Genomic DNA, 14,923 nt, shown 5'->3' on the forward strand with positions numbered 1-14,923 from the left:
GCCGGTCGGACCGGGACTCGCCACGGCGACGCCCGGCCCGTCGGCATGCTCCGCCCCGTCACACCCCGCCGCCCACCGTGAACCCGATCACCGATCCGCCCCCCGCCCGCCGGTGCGCGAACGGTGCGCCTCCGTGTGCCAGGGCCACCTCGCGGACGATCGACAGGCCCAGCCCCGAGCCCGGCAGGGAGCGGGCGTCGGCGGCGCGGTAGAAGCGGTCGAAGACGCGGGTCAGGTCGGCCTCGGCGATGCCGGGCCCACGGTCGAGGACCTCGACGCGGACGACCCCGGGCCGCGACGGCCCGGTGACGGCGATCTCGACGGGCGCGCCGCCCCCGCGGTCGAACTTGATCGCGTTCTCCACGAGGTTCGACACCGCCCTCTGGAGCATGCCCGGCCGCCCGTAGAGGGTGGTGTCCCCACTCGCCCGGATCAGGACCGGCCGCCCGGTGCGGCGCCGGGCGAGACCGGCGACCTCCTCCGCGATGTCGGCGAGGTCCAGCCTGCGTGGCGGCTCGGCGTCGGACTGGCCGGCCGCGAGGTCGACGAGCTCGTTGACCAGGTCGGTCAGTTCCCGGGCCTCCTGGGTCAGATCCGCCACCAGTTCGTCACGGGTGTCCGGCGGCAGCTCGTCGATGCGGCGCAGCAGCGAGATGTTCGTCCGCAATGACGTCAGCGGCGTGCGCAGTTCGTGCCCCGCGTCCTGGACCAGCCGCCGCTGGTCCTCCTCCGACTGGGCGAGCCGGCCGAGCATGCGGTCGAAGGCGCGGCCCAGCCGGCCCACCTCGTCGTGACCGGTGACCGGCACCTGCACGCCGAGCCGGCGGGTGCGGGCGACGTCCTCGGCGGCGGTGGTGAGGATCACCAGACGGTGGGTGATGCGCCGGGCCAGCCACCAGCCGAACAGCCCCGCGGCCGTCACCACCGCGATCATCAGGATCAGTGTGCGCTGCTGGAGCGCCCGCAACAGATCCTCGGTGTCGCTGAACTCCTGCGCCACCTGCACCGCGCCCCGACCGCCGCCCAGCGAGACGGTCGCGATGCGATAGACGTCGCTGCCGACGTCGACGTCCTTGTGCTCGGTGATCCGCCCGGCCGCCGCGGCCACCGCGACCGTGCGGTCGGCGGACACCACGGGCAGTCCGGGGCTCCCGCTGTCCACGACCGAGCCGTCCTCGCCCAGCACCTGCACGTCCGTGCGGGCCGGCCGCACGATGTCGTGCCCCGGCGCGGACGAGGAGAAGTCCTCCGGCGCCATCCGATGGTCGCGCACCTCGTCCCGCAGGTCCTGCACGACCTCGTCGAAGACCGACTCCTGGTCGACCCGGACCAGCCGGGCGGCCGCCGAGTACGACAGGACGCCGACGAGCACGGTGACCGCGGCCGTCACGGCGGCGAAGGACACCGCGAAGGTGGTGCGCAGCGACACCAGCTTCGGCCGCGGCCGGGACAGCAGCCGACGCAGACGACTCACCCGCGTCCCCGTCTCACTGTCGTCCTCGTGTCACTGTCGTCCTCGTCTGACTGTCGTCCTCATCTTCCGCGTCTTCCGCGTCCCGTCGGGCCCTCGTCACTCAGTCCTCCCGCAGCACGTAACCCACTCCGCGCACGGTGTGGATCAGCTGCGGGGCACCCGGCTGGTCGAGCTTGCGGCGCAGATAGCCGACGTAGACGGCGAGATTCTTGGAGCCGGGGCCGAAGTCGTAGCCCCAGATGCGGTCGTAGATCGTGGAGTGGTCCAGGACGATCCCGGCGTTGCGCGCCAGCAGTTCCAGCAGCTCGAACTCGGTCCGGGTCAGCTCCAGCTCGCGCCCGCCCCGCCACGCGCGCCGCGCCTGCGGGTCCATCCGCAGCCCGGCCGCCTCCACGTGCCGCTCCGTACCCCGCTTCGGGGCGTCGGGCACCGGTGCGGCCGCCTCGGGGGCGGCGTCGGGGCTGGTGCGGCGCAGCAGGGCCCGCAGCCGGGCGAAGACCTCCTCGACGTCGAACGGCTTCACGACGTAGTCGTCGGCGCCCGCGTCCAGACCGGCGATCCGGTCGGCGGTCTCCACCAGCGCGGTCAGCATCAGGATGGGCGTGCGGTCGCCCTCGGCGCGCAGCACCCGGCAGACCTGGAGGCCGTCGATGCCGGGCATCATCACGTCGAGGACGAGCACGTCCGGCGGGTGCTTGTGGGCGTGCGCCAGCGCTTCGACCCCGTCGGCGACCGCGGTCACGCGGTAGCCCTCCAGGGCCAGGGCGCGTTCCAGGGCGTTGCGGATGGCACGGTCGTCTTCGGCGAGCAGCACGGTGGGAGGCACCAGGCCAGTCTGCCAAGGCCTCCGGCGGTTGGGCGGTGGGGACGGTCGTACGATCACCCTTCTTACTGGGCTCTCACCGTCCGATCGGGTGGGCGTACCGGGGGGCTGCCGCCCCCGGACCCCCGCATCGGCCTGAACGGCCTCGTCCTCGATCGCCGGACGGGCTGGATTTCCCCGCCCGGCACTCAAGAGAGCAGCGCCGGACGGGCTGGATTTCCCCGCCCGGCACTCAAGAGAGCAGCGCCGGACAGGGTGGATTTCCCCGTCCGGCGCTCAGGACAGCAGCGGTCGGCCGTTACCGGGCGGCCAGGGCCGCCAGCTGGTCGGCGAAAGGGACCACCGTGAACTCGCTCTTCTCGGCCTTCTCGTCCCTCTCGGTCGCGGATGGCGTGGACGGTGCGGACAGGCCCGTCATCAGCGTCGTCAGCTCGGCCGCCGCCCGTTCGATCCGCTCGGGCAGGCCCGCCGCGCCCCAGTCCTCCGAGGCCGCGTAGACGGCGGTCGGGACGACCACGGCGCGCAGGTACGAGAAGAGCGGCCGCAGGGCGTGTTCGAGTACCAGCGAGTGGCGCGCGGAGCCGCCCGTGGCGGCGATCAGCACCGGCTTGCCCGCCAGCGCGTCCGGGTCGATCACGTCGAAGAACGACTTGAACAGGCCGCTGTAGGAGGCGGAGAACACCGGCGTGACGACGATCAGCCCGTCCGCCGCCGTCACCGCCGCCAGCGCGGCGGCCAGCTTCCGTCCGGGGAAGCCGTTGGTGAAGTTGTGGGCGATCTCGACGGCGAGGTCGCGCAGCTCCACGACCTCCACCTCCGCCGAGGTCCGCCCGGCGGCCGCGGCCGCCAGCCGGTCGGCCAGCAGCCGGGTCGACGACGGGACGCTCAGCCCCGCCGAGACGACGACGAGCCTCATGCGACGTTCACCCCTTCCTGGGAAGCCGGGGAGCCCTGAGCGGCCTGAGAGCCCTGAGCGGCCTGGGCGGCCTTGAGCAGCGACTCGTGGGTCGGCGCGTCCGGGACCTCGGCCGGCCGGCCGACGGCGAACTCCTTGCGCAGCACCGGCACGACCTCCTCGCCGAGCAGGTCGAGCTGCTCGAGCACGGTCTTCAGCGGCAGCCCCGCGTGGTCCAGCAGGAACAGCTGACGCTGGTAGTCGCCGGCGTACTCGCGGAACGTGAGCGTCTTCTCGATGACCTGCTCCGGCGTGCCGACGGTCAGCGGGGTCTGGTCGGTGAAGTCCTCCAGGGACGGCCCGTGACCGTAGACCGGCGCGTTGTCGAAGTACGGCCGGAACTCGCGCACCGCGTCCTGCGAGTTCTTCCGCATGAAGACCTGCCCGCCGAGCCCCACGATGGCCTGCTCGGGCGTGCCGTGTCCGTAGTGCGCGTACCGGGCGCGGTACAGCTCGACCATCTGCTTGGTGTGGTCGGCCGGCCAGAAGATGTTGTTGTGGAAGAAGCCGTCACCGTAGAACGCGGCCTGCTCGGCGATCTCGGGCGAGCGGATGGAGCCGTGCCAGACGAACGGCGGCACGTCGTCCAGCGGGCGGGGCGTGGAGGTGAAGCCCTGGAGGGCGGTGCGGAACTTGCCCTCCCAGTCGACGACGTCCTCGCGCCACAGCCGGCGCAGCAGGGCGTAGTTCTCGATGGCGAGGTTGATGCCCTGCCGGATGTCCTGGCCGAACCAGGGGTAGACCGGGCCGGTGTTCCCGCGTCCCATCATGAGGTCGACGCGCCCGTCGGCCAGATGCTGGAGCATCGCGAAGTCCTCGGCGATCTTCACCGGGTCGTTGGTGGTGATGAGGGTGGTGGAGGTGGAGAGGACCAGCTTCTCCGTCCGCGCGGCGATGTAGCCGAGCATCGTCGTCGGGGACGAGGGGACGAACGGCGGGTTGTGGTGCTCGCCGGTGGCGAAGACGTCGAGGCCGACCTCCTCGGCCTTCTGCGCGATGGCGACCATGGCCTTGATCCGCTCGCGCTCGGTCGGCGTACGGCCCGTGGTGGGGTCCGGCGTGACATCGCCGACGCTGAAGATCCCGAACTGCATGGTCGCTCAACCTCCAAAGTTGTTGACCGTTAAACTATACCGCCCCAACGGCATCCCTCCTCCGTCTATTCCGCCCTGCCCGGCCGGGCCGGCCGCCCCGGCTGTCGGTGCCCCGTCCTACGATCCGGAGATGGCCACCCCACGCCGTGACACCCGAGGCATCGTCGACGCCGCGGACTTCCTCGCACGCGTGCGCTTCCGCCGTCCCGAACCGGCCCCGGCCCTGCGCCCCTACGTCGAGCACTACTGGCTGATCGACTGGGACCTGACCGAGCCGTACGTCTCCCACGTCGTCCCGCACCCCGCGGTCCACCTCGTCTTCCAGCGGTTCGAGGGACAGGAACCCTTCGTCGAGATCGCCGGCGTCCAGCAGGGCCTCTTCACCCAGAAACTGGAGGGCCGGGGGCGGGTGTGCGGCGTCAAGTTCCGGCCGGGCGGCTTCCGCCCCTTCGCCCCCGAGCACCCGGTCTCCCACTGGACGGGCCGCCGGGTCCACCTCACCGGCACCGACCCGGCCCCGGTCCTCGACCCGGCCGACGAAGGGGCCCGGGTGGCGGCCCTCGACGCCCACCTCCTGGCGGCCCGCGTCCCCCGCCCGGACCCTCAGGCCGACCTCGCGATGAGCCTCGTCGACCGCATCCGCACCGACCGCGCGATCCGCAGGGTGGCGGACCTCGCGAGCGACGAGGGGCTGTCGGTACGCCTGCTCCAGCGCCTGTTCGCCGCGTACGTCGGCGTGGGCCCCAAGTGGGTGATCCTGCGCTACCGCATCCACGAGGCGCTGGAACGGGCGGAGGCCCAGGAGGCGGTGGACTGGGCGTCCGTGGCCGCCGACCTGGGCTACGCCGACCAGGCCCACCTGGTGCGCGACTTCACCGCGACGGTCGGGGTCCCCCCTGCCGCCTACGCCAGGCACCGCACCCCATGAGCGGCCCCGCACCCCCATAAGCGGCCCGGCGGGGCCCCGCGGCCCCGGCCCAGCCCCGCGCGGCCCGTCGTGGGGTGGGGTCAGGGCAGTCAGGGCACCAGGACCAGCCGGCCCCGGATCCCGCCCTCCGCCAGCCGCGCGTGCGCCTTCACCGCGTCCTCCAGCGCGTACGTCTCGGCCACCCGCAGGGTCAGCTCGCCCGCGTCCACCGACCGCACCAGCTCCGCCAGCCGGGCCCCGTCCGCGCTCACCTCGACGGCGTCGGTCCGCACCCCCCGCTCCGACGCGGGCTGAGCCTGCGGAATCACCCCCGCGTACACGCCCCCGTCCCGCACCAGGGCCAACGCCTCGGCGCCGAGCACCGCCGCGTCCAGCACCGCGTCGAAACTCCCCTCGCCGCCCGGGAAACGCGTGGCCCCCAGCGACCGGACGAACTCCTCGTCCTGCGCCCGGGCCAGCGCGGCGACCGTCACCCCGCGCCGCGCGGCCAGCTGGACGGCATAGCCGCCGACCGCGCCCGCACCGCCCGTGACCAGCAACGAATCCCCCGGCGACAGGTCCAGCAGATCCAGCGCCTGCGCGGCGGTCAGGGCGTTCAACGGCAGCGTCGCCGCGTGCACCGCGTCCACGGAGGCCGGCGCGAGCGCCACCGCGTCCGCGTCGACGACGACGTATTCCGCGTGCGTACCGAGCGGCTTGACCATCCCGTAGTCGAGCGCCACGACCTCCTCCCCCACACTCCACACGGCGGCCACCCCCACCGCGTCCACCGTCCCGGCGACGTCCCAGCCGAGTCCGACCTGCTTGCCCGCGCCGCCGAAGACCCCGGCGCGCACCCCGGCGTCCACCGGGTTCAGCGCGGCCGCCGCCACCTTGATCCGCACCTGCCGGGCGGCCGGCTCCGGCACCTCCGCGTCCACGAGCTCCACGGCCTCGGGCCCGCCGAACGTCCGCACCACTGCTGCACGCATGACAACTCCCCTGCCTGGGCGGGTACTTGCGGGAATCTCCCGCTTCCCTCTTGCTGGCACAACCCTAGGAAGAGTTACTATCCAGGGGGAAGTAGTTACCTGAAGGTGCCTACGTCACCGGGAGGAGAGCCACCATGGCCACCACCACCGCAGCCCAGCGGCGCGAGCAGGCCCGCGGCGAGTACGACGCCTTCCTTCGCAGCTGCCCGACCAACCAGCTCCTGGACCGGCTCAGCGACAAGTGGGTCAGCCTGGTCGTCTCGGCCCTCGCCCCCGGCCCCCGGCGCTACAGCGACCTGGCCCGCAAGATCGCCGGCGTCAGCCCCAAGATGCTCACCCAGACCTTGCGCACCCTGGAACGCGACGGCATCCTGACCCGCACGGTCACCCCGTCCGTCCCCGTCCGCGTCGACTACGAGCTGACCCCCCTCGGCAGCAACCTCGCGCTGCTGCTGACGGCCGTGAAGGACTGGGCGGAGACCCACTTCGACGAGGTCCACGCGGCCCGCCGCCGCTACGACACGGACAACACCGACGTCTGAGCGTCCGAGCGGTGTCCCCCTGCCCCCGTCCGGAGGGCGCTGGAGCGGTTCGCTCAGGAGGTGAGCGGCAGCGCGTCCATGTACGCGTTCGACGGCTTGCGCACCTGCCGCACGCCCCGCGCGTCCAACGCGACCGCCGCCGACGAGGTGCCCAGCGTGCCGCTCCCCTGCCAGATCCCGGTGACGTTCACCCAGGTGTCGGCCTTCGGCGCCGCGATCCCCCGGACCAGCACCTTCACGGACGACGCGTCCGCCGCACAGCAGCTGACGATGATCCGGGTCAGATACCAGCCGTCCCGCTGCCGCGGGGCCGGGGTGACGAACCCGGTCATCACGACCGCGCGGCCCCGGATGGCGCGCGACCGGTCCTGCTGCACCCGCTGTGTGAAGTCGGTGAGCGTGATCGGCAGCGGGGAGGTCGCGGGCAGCGGATCGAAGGCGTCCTCCTGCACGGCGACGGCCTTCGCCGGCTCCCGGGAGGCCGTGTAGGAGCCGAGCGCGGGAGGCGCGTAGAAGAGCAGGCTCAGCACGGGCAGGAACAGCAGCCAGGCGACCCGCGGGACACCGGAGTGATCGTGACCGTGCCCCTCATGCCCGGCATGCCCCTCATGCCCCGGCTCGGCGTGCCCCTCATGCTCGCGCCCAGCCTCGCCGTGCCCAGCCTCGCCGGGCCCCTCCTTCGGCGGAGCGGCCCAGGCCTCCGCCACGCCCAGCACCACCAGCAGCACCCCTGAGGCGACCAGCAGCGGCCGCATCCCCTCCTTGACGTACCGCAGGTACTCGTCCGTGAACAGCGAGGTGTGCAACAACCCCAGCCCGGCCAGCACCAGCAGCCCCACCTGCACGAACCGCCTCACAGCAGCACCCCTCCGATCACCGCGCTGCACACCACGGCGACCACCGCCGTGGCCGCCGAGAACCGCACCGCGAAGGCCCGCCCGAACGTGCCCGCCTGAAGCGCGATCAACTTCAGGTCCACCATCGGCCCCACCACCATGAACGCGAGCCGCGCGACCGGCGAGAACCCGGTCAGCGAGGCCGCGACGAACGCGTCCGCCTCGCTGCACACCGCCAGCACGATCGCCAGCCCCGCCAGGAACAGCACCGACAGCAACGGCGAACCCGCGAAGGTGTCGAGCAGCGTGCGCGGCACCGCCACATTGAACGTCGCCGCCGCCATCGCCCCCACCACCAGAAAACCCCCCGCGTGCAGGAAGTCGTGCTGGAAACCGCGCCGGAACTCGGTGAAACGGCTGCGCCCCGGCACATGCCCCGTGTGCCGGACGACGGCGGGCTTCAACCACTCCTCGCGCCCCAGCCAGAGCCACAGCCAGCCCATCACGGCGGCGGTGACCAGCGAGGCCAGCAGCCGGGCGAAGACGATCTCCGGGTCGCCCGGGAAGGCGACGGCCGTGGCGGTCAGCACCACCGGATTCACGGCAGGCGCCGACAGCAGGAACGCGAACGCGGCGGCCGGTGTGACCCCCCGCCCGATCAGACTGTTCGCCACCGGCACCGACGCGCACTCGCACCCCGGCAGCACCACACCCGCCATCCCCGCGACCGGCACCGCCAGCGCGGCCCGCTTCGGCAGCAGCCTGCTGAAGACCCGCGCCGGCACGAACGCGTTGATCGCCCCCGACAGAGCCGTGCCCAGCAGCAGGAACGGCAGCGCCTGCACGGTCACGGCCAGACACACCGTCCGCCAGGCCTGCATGGCCGGCTCGTCCAACGACCGCCCGACGAACACCAGCAGCACCCCCGGCACCACCGCCGCGCCCAGCAGCAACAGCGGCCAGTGCCGCGGCAGCGCGGCGCGCACCGGGCGGTCGCCCGCCCCCGTCGCTTCCCCGGCCGCCACCGCGGACGGCCGTATGTCCGTCTCCTGCATCCCGCCCCTAGACCCGGCCTTCCCGCAACCGTGCGACCTGCTCCGCGCCGAACTCCACCGTGCGCCGCATATGCCGCACGATCACCGCGAGTTCGCCGTCCCCCAGATCCTCGAAGAGCGGCATGCAGTCGCCGCCCAGCCGCTCCCACATCCGCGTGAACTCCGCGATCCGCTCCGGCACCGTCACCACCAGGACCCGCCGCCGGTCGGCCGCGTCCCGCTCCCGGACGACGTAACCCGCCTTCTCCAGCCGGTCCACCAGCCGCGTCGCCGACCCGGTGGTCAGCCCCGTCAGCTCGGCGACCCGGCCCGTCGTCACCGGCTCCCGTTCCAGCATCAGCAGGTTCAGACACTGGAGATCCGTGGGATGCAGCCCGAGACGGTCGGCGAGAGCCTGGTTGAACAAGGCGTACGCGGCCGCGTACCGACGCGACACGACGGCCAGCTCGTCCAGCAGCCGCGAGCGCACGTTCCCGGACATCGCACCCCTTCGTCGGCGCCGCCGTCAGCGCCGTCCGCAGATCGTACGACGCTCCGCTCCCGCGAACGTCAGAAGAAGTACGCGTCCCCGGTGTCCAGGACCAGCACCTGCTGCCGGTCGTTGGACCGGTTACGGTCCACCGCCCCGCCGCCCCACAGTGTGTCGACGGCCATCGTCACCTCCGTCGGCCGCCCCCGCAGCCACACCCGCAGCGCGATCCGCTCCCCCAGCCCGTCCGCGACCAGCGCCCCCGTCCGGCACACCACCTCCTGGCGGCCCGTCCGCGCGCAGCCGCCCGGCAGCCGCTGCGCCCCGGCCGCCAACGGCACCGACCAGCGCAGCCGCACGGTCGAGTCGGAGACGTCCGCCGGACCGTGGTTGCGCGGCGTCAGCCGGACGTCGACCCGGCCGCCGCGCATGACGGCGGAGCCGTGGTACGACAGGTCGGCCTCGGTCGCCTCCCCCGCCGCCCGCGCGGGCGCCACCCCCAGCCCCACCGCCAGGACCGCACCCCACACCGCGAGAAACCGCATCCTGCGCATGCCACCACTCCTCGATCGGAAACCGCCCGGGTACGAAGGGCCGGGTACGAAGGGGATGTATCCCACGCCCGGCGCCCGACAGGCGCCCTCCAACAGGTGACAGCACCCGTGCAGCACCCGTGCTGTCGGGCGACAGCACCCGGCCGTCCGGTGGAAGCACCCGGCCGTGCCAAGCTGCGGCCATGCTCATCCTCCGGTCGGCCGCCCTGTTCGCCGTCGCCGCGCTCTTCGAGATCGGCGGCGCCTGGTTGGTCTGGCAGGGCGTACGCGAGCACCGGGGCTGGCTGTGGGCGGCCGGCGGCGTCCTCGCCCTCGGCGCGTACGGCTTCGTCGCCACCTTCCAGCCCGACGCCCACTTCGGCCGGATCCTCGCCGCGTACGGCGGCGTCTTCGTCGCCGGCTCCCTGCTCTGGGGCGCGGTCGCCGACGGCTACCGCCCCGACCGCTGGGACGTGACCGGCGCCCTGGTCTGCCTCGCCGGGATGGCCGTGATCATGTGGGCCCCGAGGAACGGCGGCTGACCCCGATACCCTGGGCGGCAGCTGATCGTATGAAGTACACCCCCGTGCACGAGGAGCAGCCCATGGCCACCGCCGCACCGTCCGCCGCCTCCCGCATCGCCGTAGTCACCGGTGCGAGCAGCGGAATCGGCGCCGCCACCGCCCGGCAGCTCGCCGCGGCCGGCTACCGGGTCGTCCTGACCGCCCGCCGCAAGGACCGCATCGAGGCGCTGGCCGAGGAGATCTCCCGCACGGGCGGCTCCGCGACGGCCTACCCGCTGGACGTCACCGACCGCGCCGCGGTCGACGAGTTCGCCGGCGCCTTCAAGACGATCGGCGTCCTCGTCAACAACGCGGGCGGCGCGCTCGGCGCCGACCCCGTCGCCACCGGTGACCCGGCCGACTGGCGCACGATGTACGAGACGAACGTCCTCGGCACCCTCAACGTCACCCAGGCCCTGCTCCCCAAGCTGGTGGCGAGCGGCGACGGAACGGTCGTGGTGGTGTCCTCGACCGCCGGACACGGGACGTACGAGGGCGGCGGCGGCTATGTCGCCGCCAAGCACGGCGCCCACGTCCTCGCCGAGACCCTCCGCCTGGAGATCGTCGGCCTGCCCGTCCGCGTCATCGAGATCGCCCCCGGCATGGTCAGGACCGACGAGTTCGCCCTCACCCGCTTCGGCGGCGACGAGGACAGGGCCGCCAAGGTCTACGAGGGCGTCGCCGAACCCCTCACCGCCTCCGACGTGGCCGAGACGATCACCTGGGCGGTCACCCGCCCCAGCCACGTCAACGTCGACCTCCTCGTCCTGCGCCCCCGCGCCCAGGCGTCCAACACGAAGGTCCACCGGGAACTGTGACGGCCGACGAGGAGACGGCCGGGAAGGACCCGGACTCGTTCGAACAGCGCCGCCTCGCCCAGGAGACGAAGAACGAGCGCCACATGTGGGTCTTCCTCGCCTACTTCCTCTTCGGCATCCACATCGTGGCGTTCGTGATGATCTACGCGGTACGCCACGCGAAGTGACGGCCGCCGCGCCATAGGGTTTCCACGTGGACAGACACATACCGTTCGAGACGCTGCACAACTTCCGTGACCTGGGCGGATACCCGACCAGCAGCGGCCACCGGGTCCGCGCGGGCCGGCTGTTCCGCGCGGACTCGCTCGGCAAGCTGAGACCGGACACCCCGGACTGGGACCGCTTCCTCGCGCTGGGCGTCGGCACGGTCATCGACCTCCGTCACCCGTGGGAGGCGGAGGCGAGAGGCCGGGTCCCGGAGCACTCCTCCTTCGCCTACCGCAACCTCAGCATCGAGCACCGCCCCTACGACCAGGCGGCGCTGAGCCCGGACGTGGACCCCGGCCCCTACCTCTCCGCCCGCTTCATGGAGGTCGCCGAGGACGGCACCAAGGAGATCGCGGCGGCCCTGGAACTGGTGGCGGAGGCGGAGCGGGGGCTGGTCTTCCACTGCGCCTCGGGCAAGGACCGCACCGGGCAGCTGGCCGCGCTGGTCCTGAGCCTGCTGGGCGTCCCGGACGAGGTGATCATCGAGGACTTCTCCCTGACGGAACTGGCGACCCCGGCCCTGCTCGCCGACTGGCGCGCGAGAAACGACGGCCGCTCCCCGGCATGGCCGGCCTTCGGCCGGGCCCCCGAGTCGGTGATGCGCCTGTTCCTCACGGCCCTGCGAGCCCGCTACGGCTCGGTCGAGGCCTATGTCACCGACGCCCTGGGCATGAACGCGCAGGCCCTGTCGGCGACCCTGCGCACCCGCCTGCTGGAGCCCGCCCCCACCGTCCGGCCCGAATTGACCCACCGCAGGGCGCAGCCGCAGGACGCGCCCCTCCTGGTCCGTCTGCGCGACACGGCGGCCCTGTGGCAACTGGCCCGGGGCATCGAGCAGTGGCAGCCCGGCGAGAAGACCGAGGCCCACTTCGTCGAGCGGATGCGCGAGGGCGAGGTCTGGCTGGCGTACGCGGACGGCTCGCTCGTCGGCGCCTGGGAACTCTGGTGGGACGATCCGGCCGCCTGGGGCCCCCGCCCGCCCGAGGCCGGCTACATCCACCGCCTGATGACGACCCCGCACACCGCCCCACCGGGCGCGGGCCGCAGGATGCTGACCCAGGCCGAGTCCCGCATCACCGCGGCCGGCCGCCCCTACGCCCGCCTCGACTGCCTCTCCACCAACCCCCGCCTGCGCGCGTACTACGAGTCCGCGGGCTACACGGTCGTCGGCGAACAACACGCAAAACAGGACGGCACGGGAAGCCCATACGCAGTAACCCTGCTGGAGAAGCGGCTCGGCTGAGAAACAAACGCGTGAGGGGCCCGAGCCGAACCGGCTCGGGCCCCTCACCCTGCGGGCTTCATCCGAGGGCCCACGGGCCCGCGGTGTCAGGGCGTCAGCCCTTCACGCAGATGAACTGCTTCAGCTTCGCCACCACCTCGACCAGGTCCCGCTGCTGATCGATGACCTGCTCGATCGGCTTGTAGGCAGCCGGGATCTCGTCCACGACGCCGGAGTCCTTACGGCACTCCACGCCCCGCGTCTGCTCCTCCAGGTCCTGCGTCGAGAAGCGGCGCTTGGCCGCGTTACGGCTCATCCGCCGACCCGCGCCGTGCGAGGCCGAGTTGAAGGCCTTCTCGTTCCCGAGACCCTTCACGATGTACGAACCGGTGCCCATGGAGCCGGGGATGATCCCGTACTCGCCGGAACCGGCACGGATCGCGCCCTTGCGGGTCACCAGCAGATCCACGCCGTCGTAACGCTCCTCGGCAACGTAGTTGTGGTGCGCGCTGATCTCCTGCTCGAAGGCCGGCTTCGCCTTCTTGAACTCCTTGCGGATCACGTCCTTCAGGAGCGCCATCATGAGCGTGCGGTTGTACTTCGCGTACTCCTGGGCCCAGAACAGGTCATTGCGGTACGCCGCCATCTGCGGGGTCTCCGCGATGAAGACGGCGAGATCGCGGTCGATCAGGCCCTGGTTGTGCGGGAGCTTCTGCGCCACCCCGATGTGAAACTCGGCAAGTTCCTTGCCGATGTTCCGGGAACCGGAGTGCAGCATCAGCCAGACGGAACCAGTGGTGTCCGTGCACACCTCGATGAAGTGGTTGCCGGCGCCGAGGGTGCCCATCTGCCTCACGGCACGCTCCTCACGGAACTTCACCGCCTCGGCGACCCCGTCGAACCGCCCCCAGAAGTCGTCCCACCCCGCTGTGGCGAACCCGTGGAACCGCCCGGGTTCGACGGCCGAATCATGCATCCCCCGCCCCACCGGAATCGCCTGCTCGATCTTCGAGCGGAGCCGGGACAGATCGCCGGGGAGGTCGTTCGCCGTGAGCGAGGTGCGGACCGCGGACATCCCGCAGCCGATGTCGACCCCCACCGCCGCGGGGCAGACGGCGCCCTGCATCGCGATGACCGAGCCGACCGTCGCGCCCTTGCCGTAGTGGACGTCCGGCATGACCGCCAGGCCCTTGATCCACGGCAGGCTCGACACGTTCCGCAGTTGCTGGAGCGCCCCTTCCTCGACCGACGCAGGGTCGGCCCACATACGGATGGGTACCTTCGCGCCCGGCATCTCCACGTACGACATCTCGTCCTCTTTCCCCCGGAATAAATACAAAAGCCTTAGATCGCAAAACTGGTGCCAAGGTCAACGAAAGGGACAGCGGACCGGCATCCACAGCTCCACGTGCGATACACATTGTCTCCAGGGGCCGCCCCCGTCCGGCAAGCGAATAACCAGCGGGGACACCAGGCCGCCTTCACCTCACCTGACCTGTCGAGAGGAGCCGACCGTGCAGCGGAAGGCATACGTACCCGGCGTCGTCGCGCTCCTCGCGGCACTGCTGGCCGGCTGCACCGGCGGTTCGGACGAGGGCGGCTCGACGGACAACTCCAACCCGGGCGAGGCGGGGACGGCCACCGCCGCCGCGCAGCCCGGCAAGTACGCCACGCTCCCCGAGGCCTGCGGTGTGGTGAGCCGGTCCACCCTCGACTCGCTCCTCCCCGGCATCAAGCAGCTCGCCGACGAGGCGCAGCGCGACACGGCCTACTCGGGTGAGGCGACGCAGACGTTCGACACGGACCGCAAGGTGGGCTGCCGTTGGAAGGTGGAGTCGACGGACGCCACCGACCATCTCCTCGTCGACTTCGAGCGGGTCGTCTCGTACGACAACGCCGTGAGCGACGACAACCAGGCCGAGGCGCTCTTCGCGCAGAAGGTGACCGCGGCCGACCTCCCCGCGCCCACCGCCTCCACCCCCACCGGGGCGGCGACCGGCTCCCCCTCCGCGAGCCCGAGCACCTCCCCCTCGACGACGACCTCGCCCTCCGTCGGCGCCTCCTCGCCGGCCTCGCCCTCGGCTTCCTCCACCGTTCCCTCCGCCGAGCTCCAGCCCCGTCTCCTGGAGGATCTGGGCGACGAGGCGTTCATCGACGACGCGCTCAGCAGCTCCGGTTCGACGGCCAAGCAGCGCACCGTGACTGTGGCGTTCCGCACGTCCAACGTCATGGTGACCATCCAGTACGAGGAGCAGCCGGCGACCGTCGGCACGGTGCCGGACAGCGAGGAAATGCAGGACAAGGCCCGGAAACTGGCCGCGCAACTGGCCGACTCGCTGGCCGGCTGAGGGCACTTCGGCCCGGTTCGGTCCCCACCCGTGAAGCCCTCGAAGCCGAGCCGCACAGCTTCTTCACCGACTACGGTGGCCCCTC

Annotated in this window: 17 protein-coding genes; 7 read left to right on the forward strand and 10 right to left on the reverse strand. The window is 72.2% G+C overall.

What is annotated here, in order from left to right; all coding sequences use genetic code 11:
• Positions 1-58 precede the first annotated feature (58 nt).
• The 4 genes from ACIRPU_RS31800 to ACIRPU_RS31815 all read right to left on the reverse strand — a co-directional run bounded on the left by ACIRPU_RS31800 (position 59) and on the right by ACIRPU_RS31815 (position 4,346).
• Complete coding sequence (locus tag ACIRPU_RS31800; protein ID WP_403873430.1) at positions 59-1,474, reverse strand: ATP-binding protein; 1,416 nt, start codon at positions 1,472-1,474, stop codon at positions 59-61.
• 100 nt (positions 1,475-1,574) lie between these two features.
• Positions 1,575-2,300 carry a response regulator transcription factor gene (locus ACIRPU_RS31805; RefSeq protein ID WP_403873433.1) on the reverse strand — a complete coding sequence of 242 codons (726 nt, stop codon included), beginning with the start codon at positions 2,298-2,300 and terminating at the stop codon, positions 1,575-1,577.
• A gap of 295 nt (positions 2,301-2,595) precedes the next feature.
• Positions 2,596-3,213, reverse strand: coding sequence for a CE1759 family FMN reductase (locus ACIRPU_RS31810; RefSeq protein WP_403873436.1), 618 nt, complete (start codon positions 3,211-3,213; stop codon positions 2,596-2,598).
• Positions 3,210-4,346 (reverse strand): LLM class flavin-dependent oxidoreductase, encoded by a 1,137-nt coding sequence (locus tag ACIRPU_RS31815; RefSeq protein WP_403873439.1) that lies wholly within the window; start codon positions 4,344-4,346, stop codon positions 3,210-3,212. Before ACIRPU_RS31815 ends, ACIRPU_RS31810 begins: the two co-directional genes overlap by 4 nt.
• Positions 4,347-4,476: 130 nt before the next feature.
• Here ACIRPU_RS31815 and ACIRPU_RS31820 point away from each other — a divergent pair, with 130 nt between their 5' ends.
• The gene (locus ACIRPU_RS31820) at positions 4,477-5,274 is read left to right on the forward strand and encodes a DUF6597 domain-containing transcriptional factor (RefSeq protein WP_403873442.1); all 798 of its coding nucleotides are present in this window, start codon (positions 4,477-4,479) and stop codon (positions 5,272-5,274) included.
• 89 nt (positions 5,275-5,363) lie between these two features.
• Here the strand turns inward: ACIRPU_RS31820 and ACIRPU_RS31825 are convergent, their stop codons facing one another.
• On the reverse strand, positions 5,364-6,245 hold the full coding sequence (locus ACIRPU_RS31825; protein WP_403873445.1) for an NADP-dependent oxidoreductase: 882 nt from the start codon (positions 6,243-6,245) through the stop codon (positions 5,364-5,366).
• Positions 6,246-6,379: 134 nt separating this feature from the next.
• On the opposite strand from ACIRPU_RS31825, the gene ACIRPU_RS31830 reads away from it, so the two are divergent.
• Positions 6,380-6,787, forward strand: coding sequence for a winged helix-turn-helix transcriptional regulator (locus tag ACIRPU_RS31830; protein ID WP_403873448.1), 408 nt, complete (start codon positions 6,380-6,382; stop codon positions 6,785-6,787).
• 53 nt (positions 6,788-6,840) lie between these two features.
• On the opposite strand, the gene ACIRPU_RS31835 is transcribed toward ACIRPU_RS31830, so the two are convergent.
• The 4 genes from ACIRPU_RS31835 to ACIRPU_RS31850 form a co-directional block, all read right to left on the reverse strand.
• Positions 6,841-7,644 carry a TIGR03943 family putative permease subunit gene (locus ACIRPU_RS31835; protein WP_403873451.1) on the reverse strand — a complete coding sequence of 268 codons (804 nt, stop codon included), beginning with the start codon at positions 7,642-7,644 and terminating at the stop codon, positions 6,841-6,843.
• Positions 7,641-8,678, reverse strand: coding sequence for a permease (locus ACIRPU_RS31840; protein ID WP_403873454.1), 1,038 nt, complete (start codon positions 8,676-8,678; stop codon positions 7,641-7,643). Before ACIRPU_RS31840 ends, ACIRPU_RS31835 begins: the two co-directional genes overlap by 4 nt.
• Before the next feature lie 7 nt (positions 8,679-8,685).
• Positions 8,686-9,159: a MarR family winged helix-turn-helix transcriptional regulator gene (locus ACIRPU_RS31845; protein ID WP_351768118.1), complete on the reverse strand. Its 474-nt coding sequence runs from the start codon at positions 9,157-9,159 to the stop codon at positions 8,686-8,688.
• Between the two features lie 68 nt (positions 9,160-9,227).
• On the reverse strand, positions 9,228-9,701 hold the full coding sequence (locus ACIRPU_RS31850; RefSeq protein WP_403873458.1) for a hypothetical protein: 474 nt from the start codon (positions 9,699-9,701) through the stop codon (positions 9,228-9,230).
• A gap of 182 nt (positions 9,702-9,883) precedes the next feature.
• On the opposite strand from ACIRPU_RS31850, the gene ACIRPU_RS31855 reads away from it, so the two are divergent.
• From ACIRPU_RS31855 to ACIRPU_RS31870, 4 genes are all read left to right on the forward strand, one after another.
• A complete protein-coding gene (locus tag ACIRPU_RS31855) occupies positions 9,884-10,222 on the forward strand; it encodes a YnfA family protein (protein ID WP_355704794.1) in 339 nt (112 codons plus the stop codon).
• A gap of 62 nt (positions 10,223-10,284) precedes the next feature.
• Positions 10,285-11,061, forward strand: a complete 777-nt coding sequence (locus ACIRPU_RS31860; RefSeq protein ID WP_384111394.1) for an SDR family NAD(P)-dependent oxidoreductase — start codon at positions 10,285-10,287, stop codon at positions 11,059-11,061.
• Positions 11,058-11,228 carry a hypothetical protein gene (locus ACIRPU_RS31865; protein ID WP_355704793.1) on the forward strand — a complete coding sequence of 57 codons (171 nt, stop codon included), beginning with the start codon at positions 11,058-11,060 and terminating at the stop codon, positions 11,226-11,228. The genes ACIRPU_RS31860 and ACIRPU_RS31865 overlap by 4 nt, the downstream gene beginning before the upstream one ends.
• A gap of 26 nt (positions 11,229-11,254) precedes the next feature.
• The gene (locus ACIRPU_RS31870; protein ID WP_403873462.1) at positions 11,255-12,511 is read left to right on the forward strand and encodes a GNAT family N-acetyltransferase; all 1,257 of its coding nucleotides are present in this window, start codon (positions 11,255-11,257) and stop codon (positions 12,509-12,511) included.
• 94 nt (positions 12,512-12,605) lie between these two features.
• On the opposite strand, the gene ACIRPU_RS31875 is transcribed toward ACIRPU_RS31870, so the two are convergent.
• Positions 12,606-13,799: an RtcB family protein gene (locus tag ACIRPU_RS31875; protein ID WP_403873465.1), complete on the reverse strand. Its 1,194-nt coding sequence runs from the start codon at positions 13,797-13,799 to the stop codon at positions 12,606-12,608.
• A 205-nt stretch (positions 13,800-14,004) separates the two neighbouring features.
• Here ACIRPU_RS31875 and ACIRPU_RS31880 point away from each other — a divergent pair, with 205 nt between their 5' ends.
• Entirely contained in the window at positions 14,005-14,838 is an 834-nt protein-coding gene (locus tag ACIRPU_RS31880; protein ID WP_403873468.1) for a DUF3558 domain-containing protein, read from the forward strand.
• Positions 14,839-14,923: the final 85 nt, after the last annotated feature.

It is taken from the genome of Streptomyces sp. NPDC102259 (assembly GCF_044766465.1).
GTDB lineage: Bacteria > Actinomycetota > Actinomycetes > Streptomycetales > Streptomycetaceae > Streptomyces.

Bases quoted from the DNA above. Each gene is read 5' to 3' on its own strand.
- ACIRPU_RS31810 (WP_403873436.1), bottom strand. From the start codon at position 3,213: ATGAGGCTCGTCGTCGTCTCGGCGGGGCTGAGCGTCCCGTCGTCGACC.
- ACIRPU_RS31815 (WP_403873439.1), bottom strand. From the start codon at position 4,346: ATGCAGTTCGGGATCTTCAGCGTCGGCGATGTCACGCCGGACCCCACC.
- ACIRPU_RS31820 (WP_403873442.1), top strand. From the start codon at position 4,477: ATGGCCACCCCACGCCGTGACACCCGAGGCATCGTCGACGCCGCGGAC.
- ACIRPU_RS31825 (WP_403873445.1), bottom strand. From the start codon at position 6,245: ATGCGTGCAGCAGTGGTGCGGACGTTCGGCGGGCCCGAGGCCGTGGAG.
- ACIRPU_RS31830 (WP_403873448.1), top strand. From the start codon at position 6,380: ATGGCCACCACCACCGCAGCCCAGCGGCGCGAGCAGGCCCGCGGCGAG.
- ACIRPU_RS31840 (WP_403873454.1), bottom strand. From the start codon at position 8,678: ATGCAGGAGACGGACATACGGCCGTCCGCGGTGGCGGCCGGGGAAGCG.
- ACIRPU_RS31845 (WP_351768118.1), bottom strand. From the start codon at position 9,159: ATGTCCGGGAACGTGCGCTCGCGGCTGCTGGACGAGCTGGCCGTCGTG.
- ACIRPU_RS31850 (WP_403873458.1), bottom strand. From the start codon at position 9,701: ATGCGCAGGATGCGGTTTCTCGCGGTGTGGGGTGCGGTCCTGGCGGTG.
- ACIRPU_RS31855 (WP_355704794.1), top strand. From the start codon at position 9,884: ATGCTCATCCTCCGGTCGGCCGCCCTGTTCGCCGTCGCCGCGCTCTTC.
- ACIRPU_RS31860 (WP_384111394.1), top strand. From the start codon at position 10,285: ATGGCCACCGCCGCACCGTCCGCCGCCTCCCGCATCGCCGTAGTCACC.
- ACIRPU_RS31875 (WP_403873465.1), bottom strand. From the start codon at position 13,799: ATGTCGTACGTGGAGATGCCGGGCGCGAAGGTACCCATCCGTATGTGG.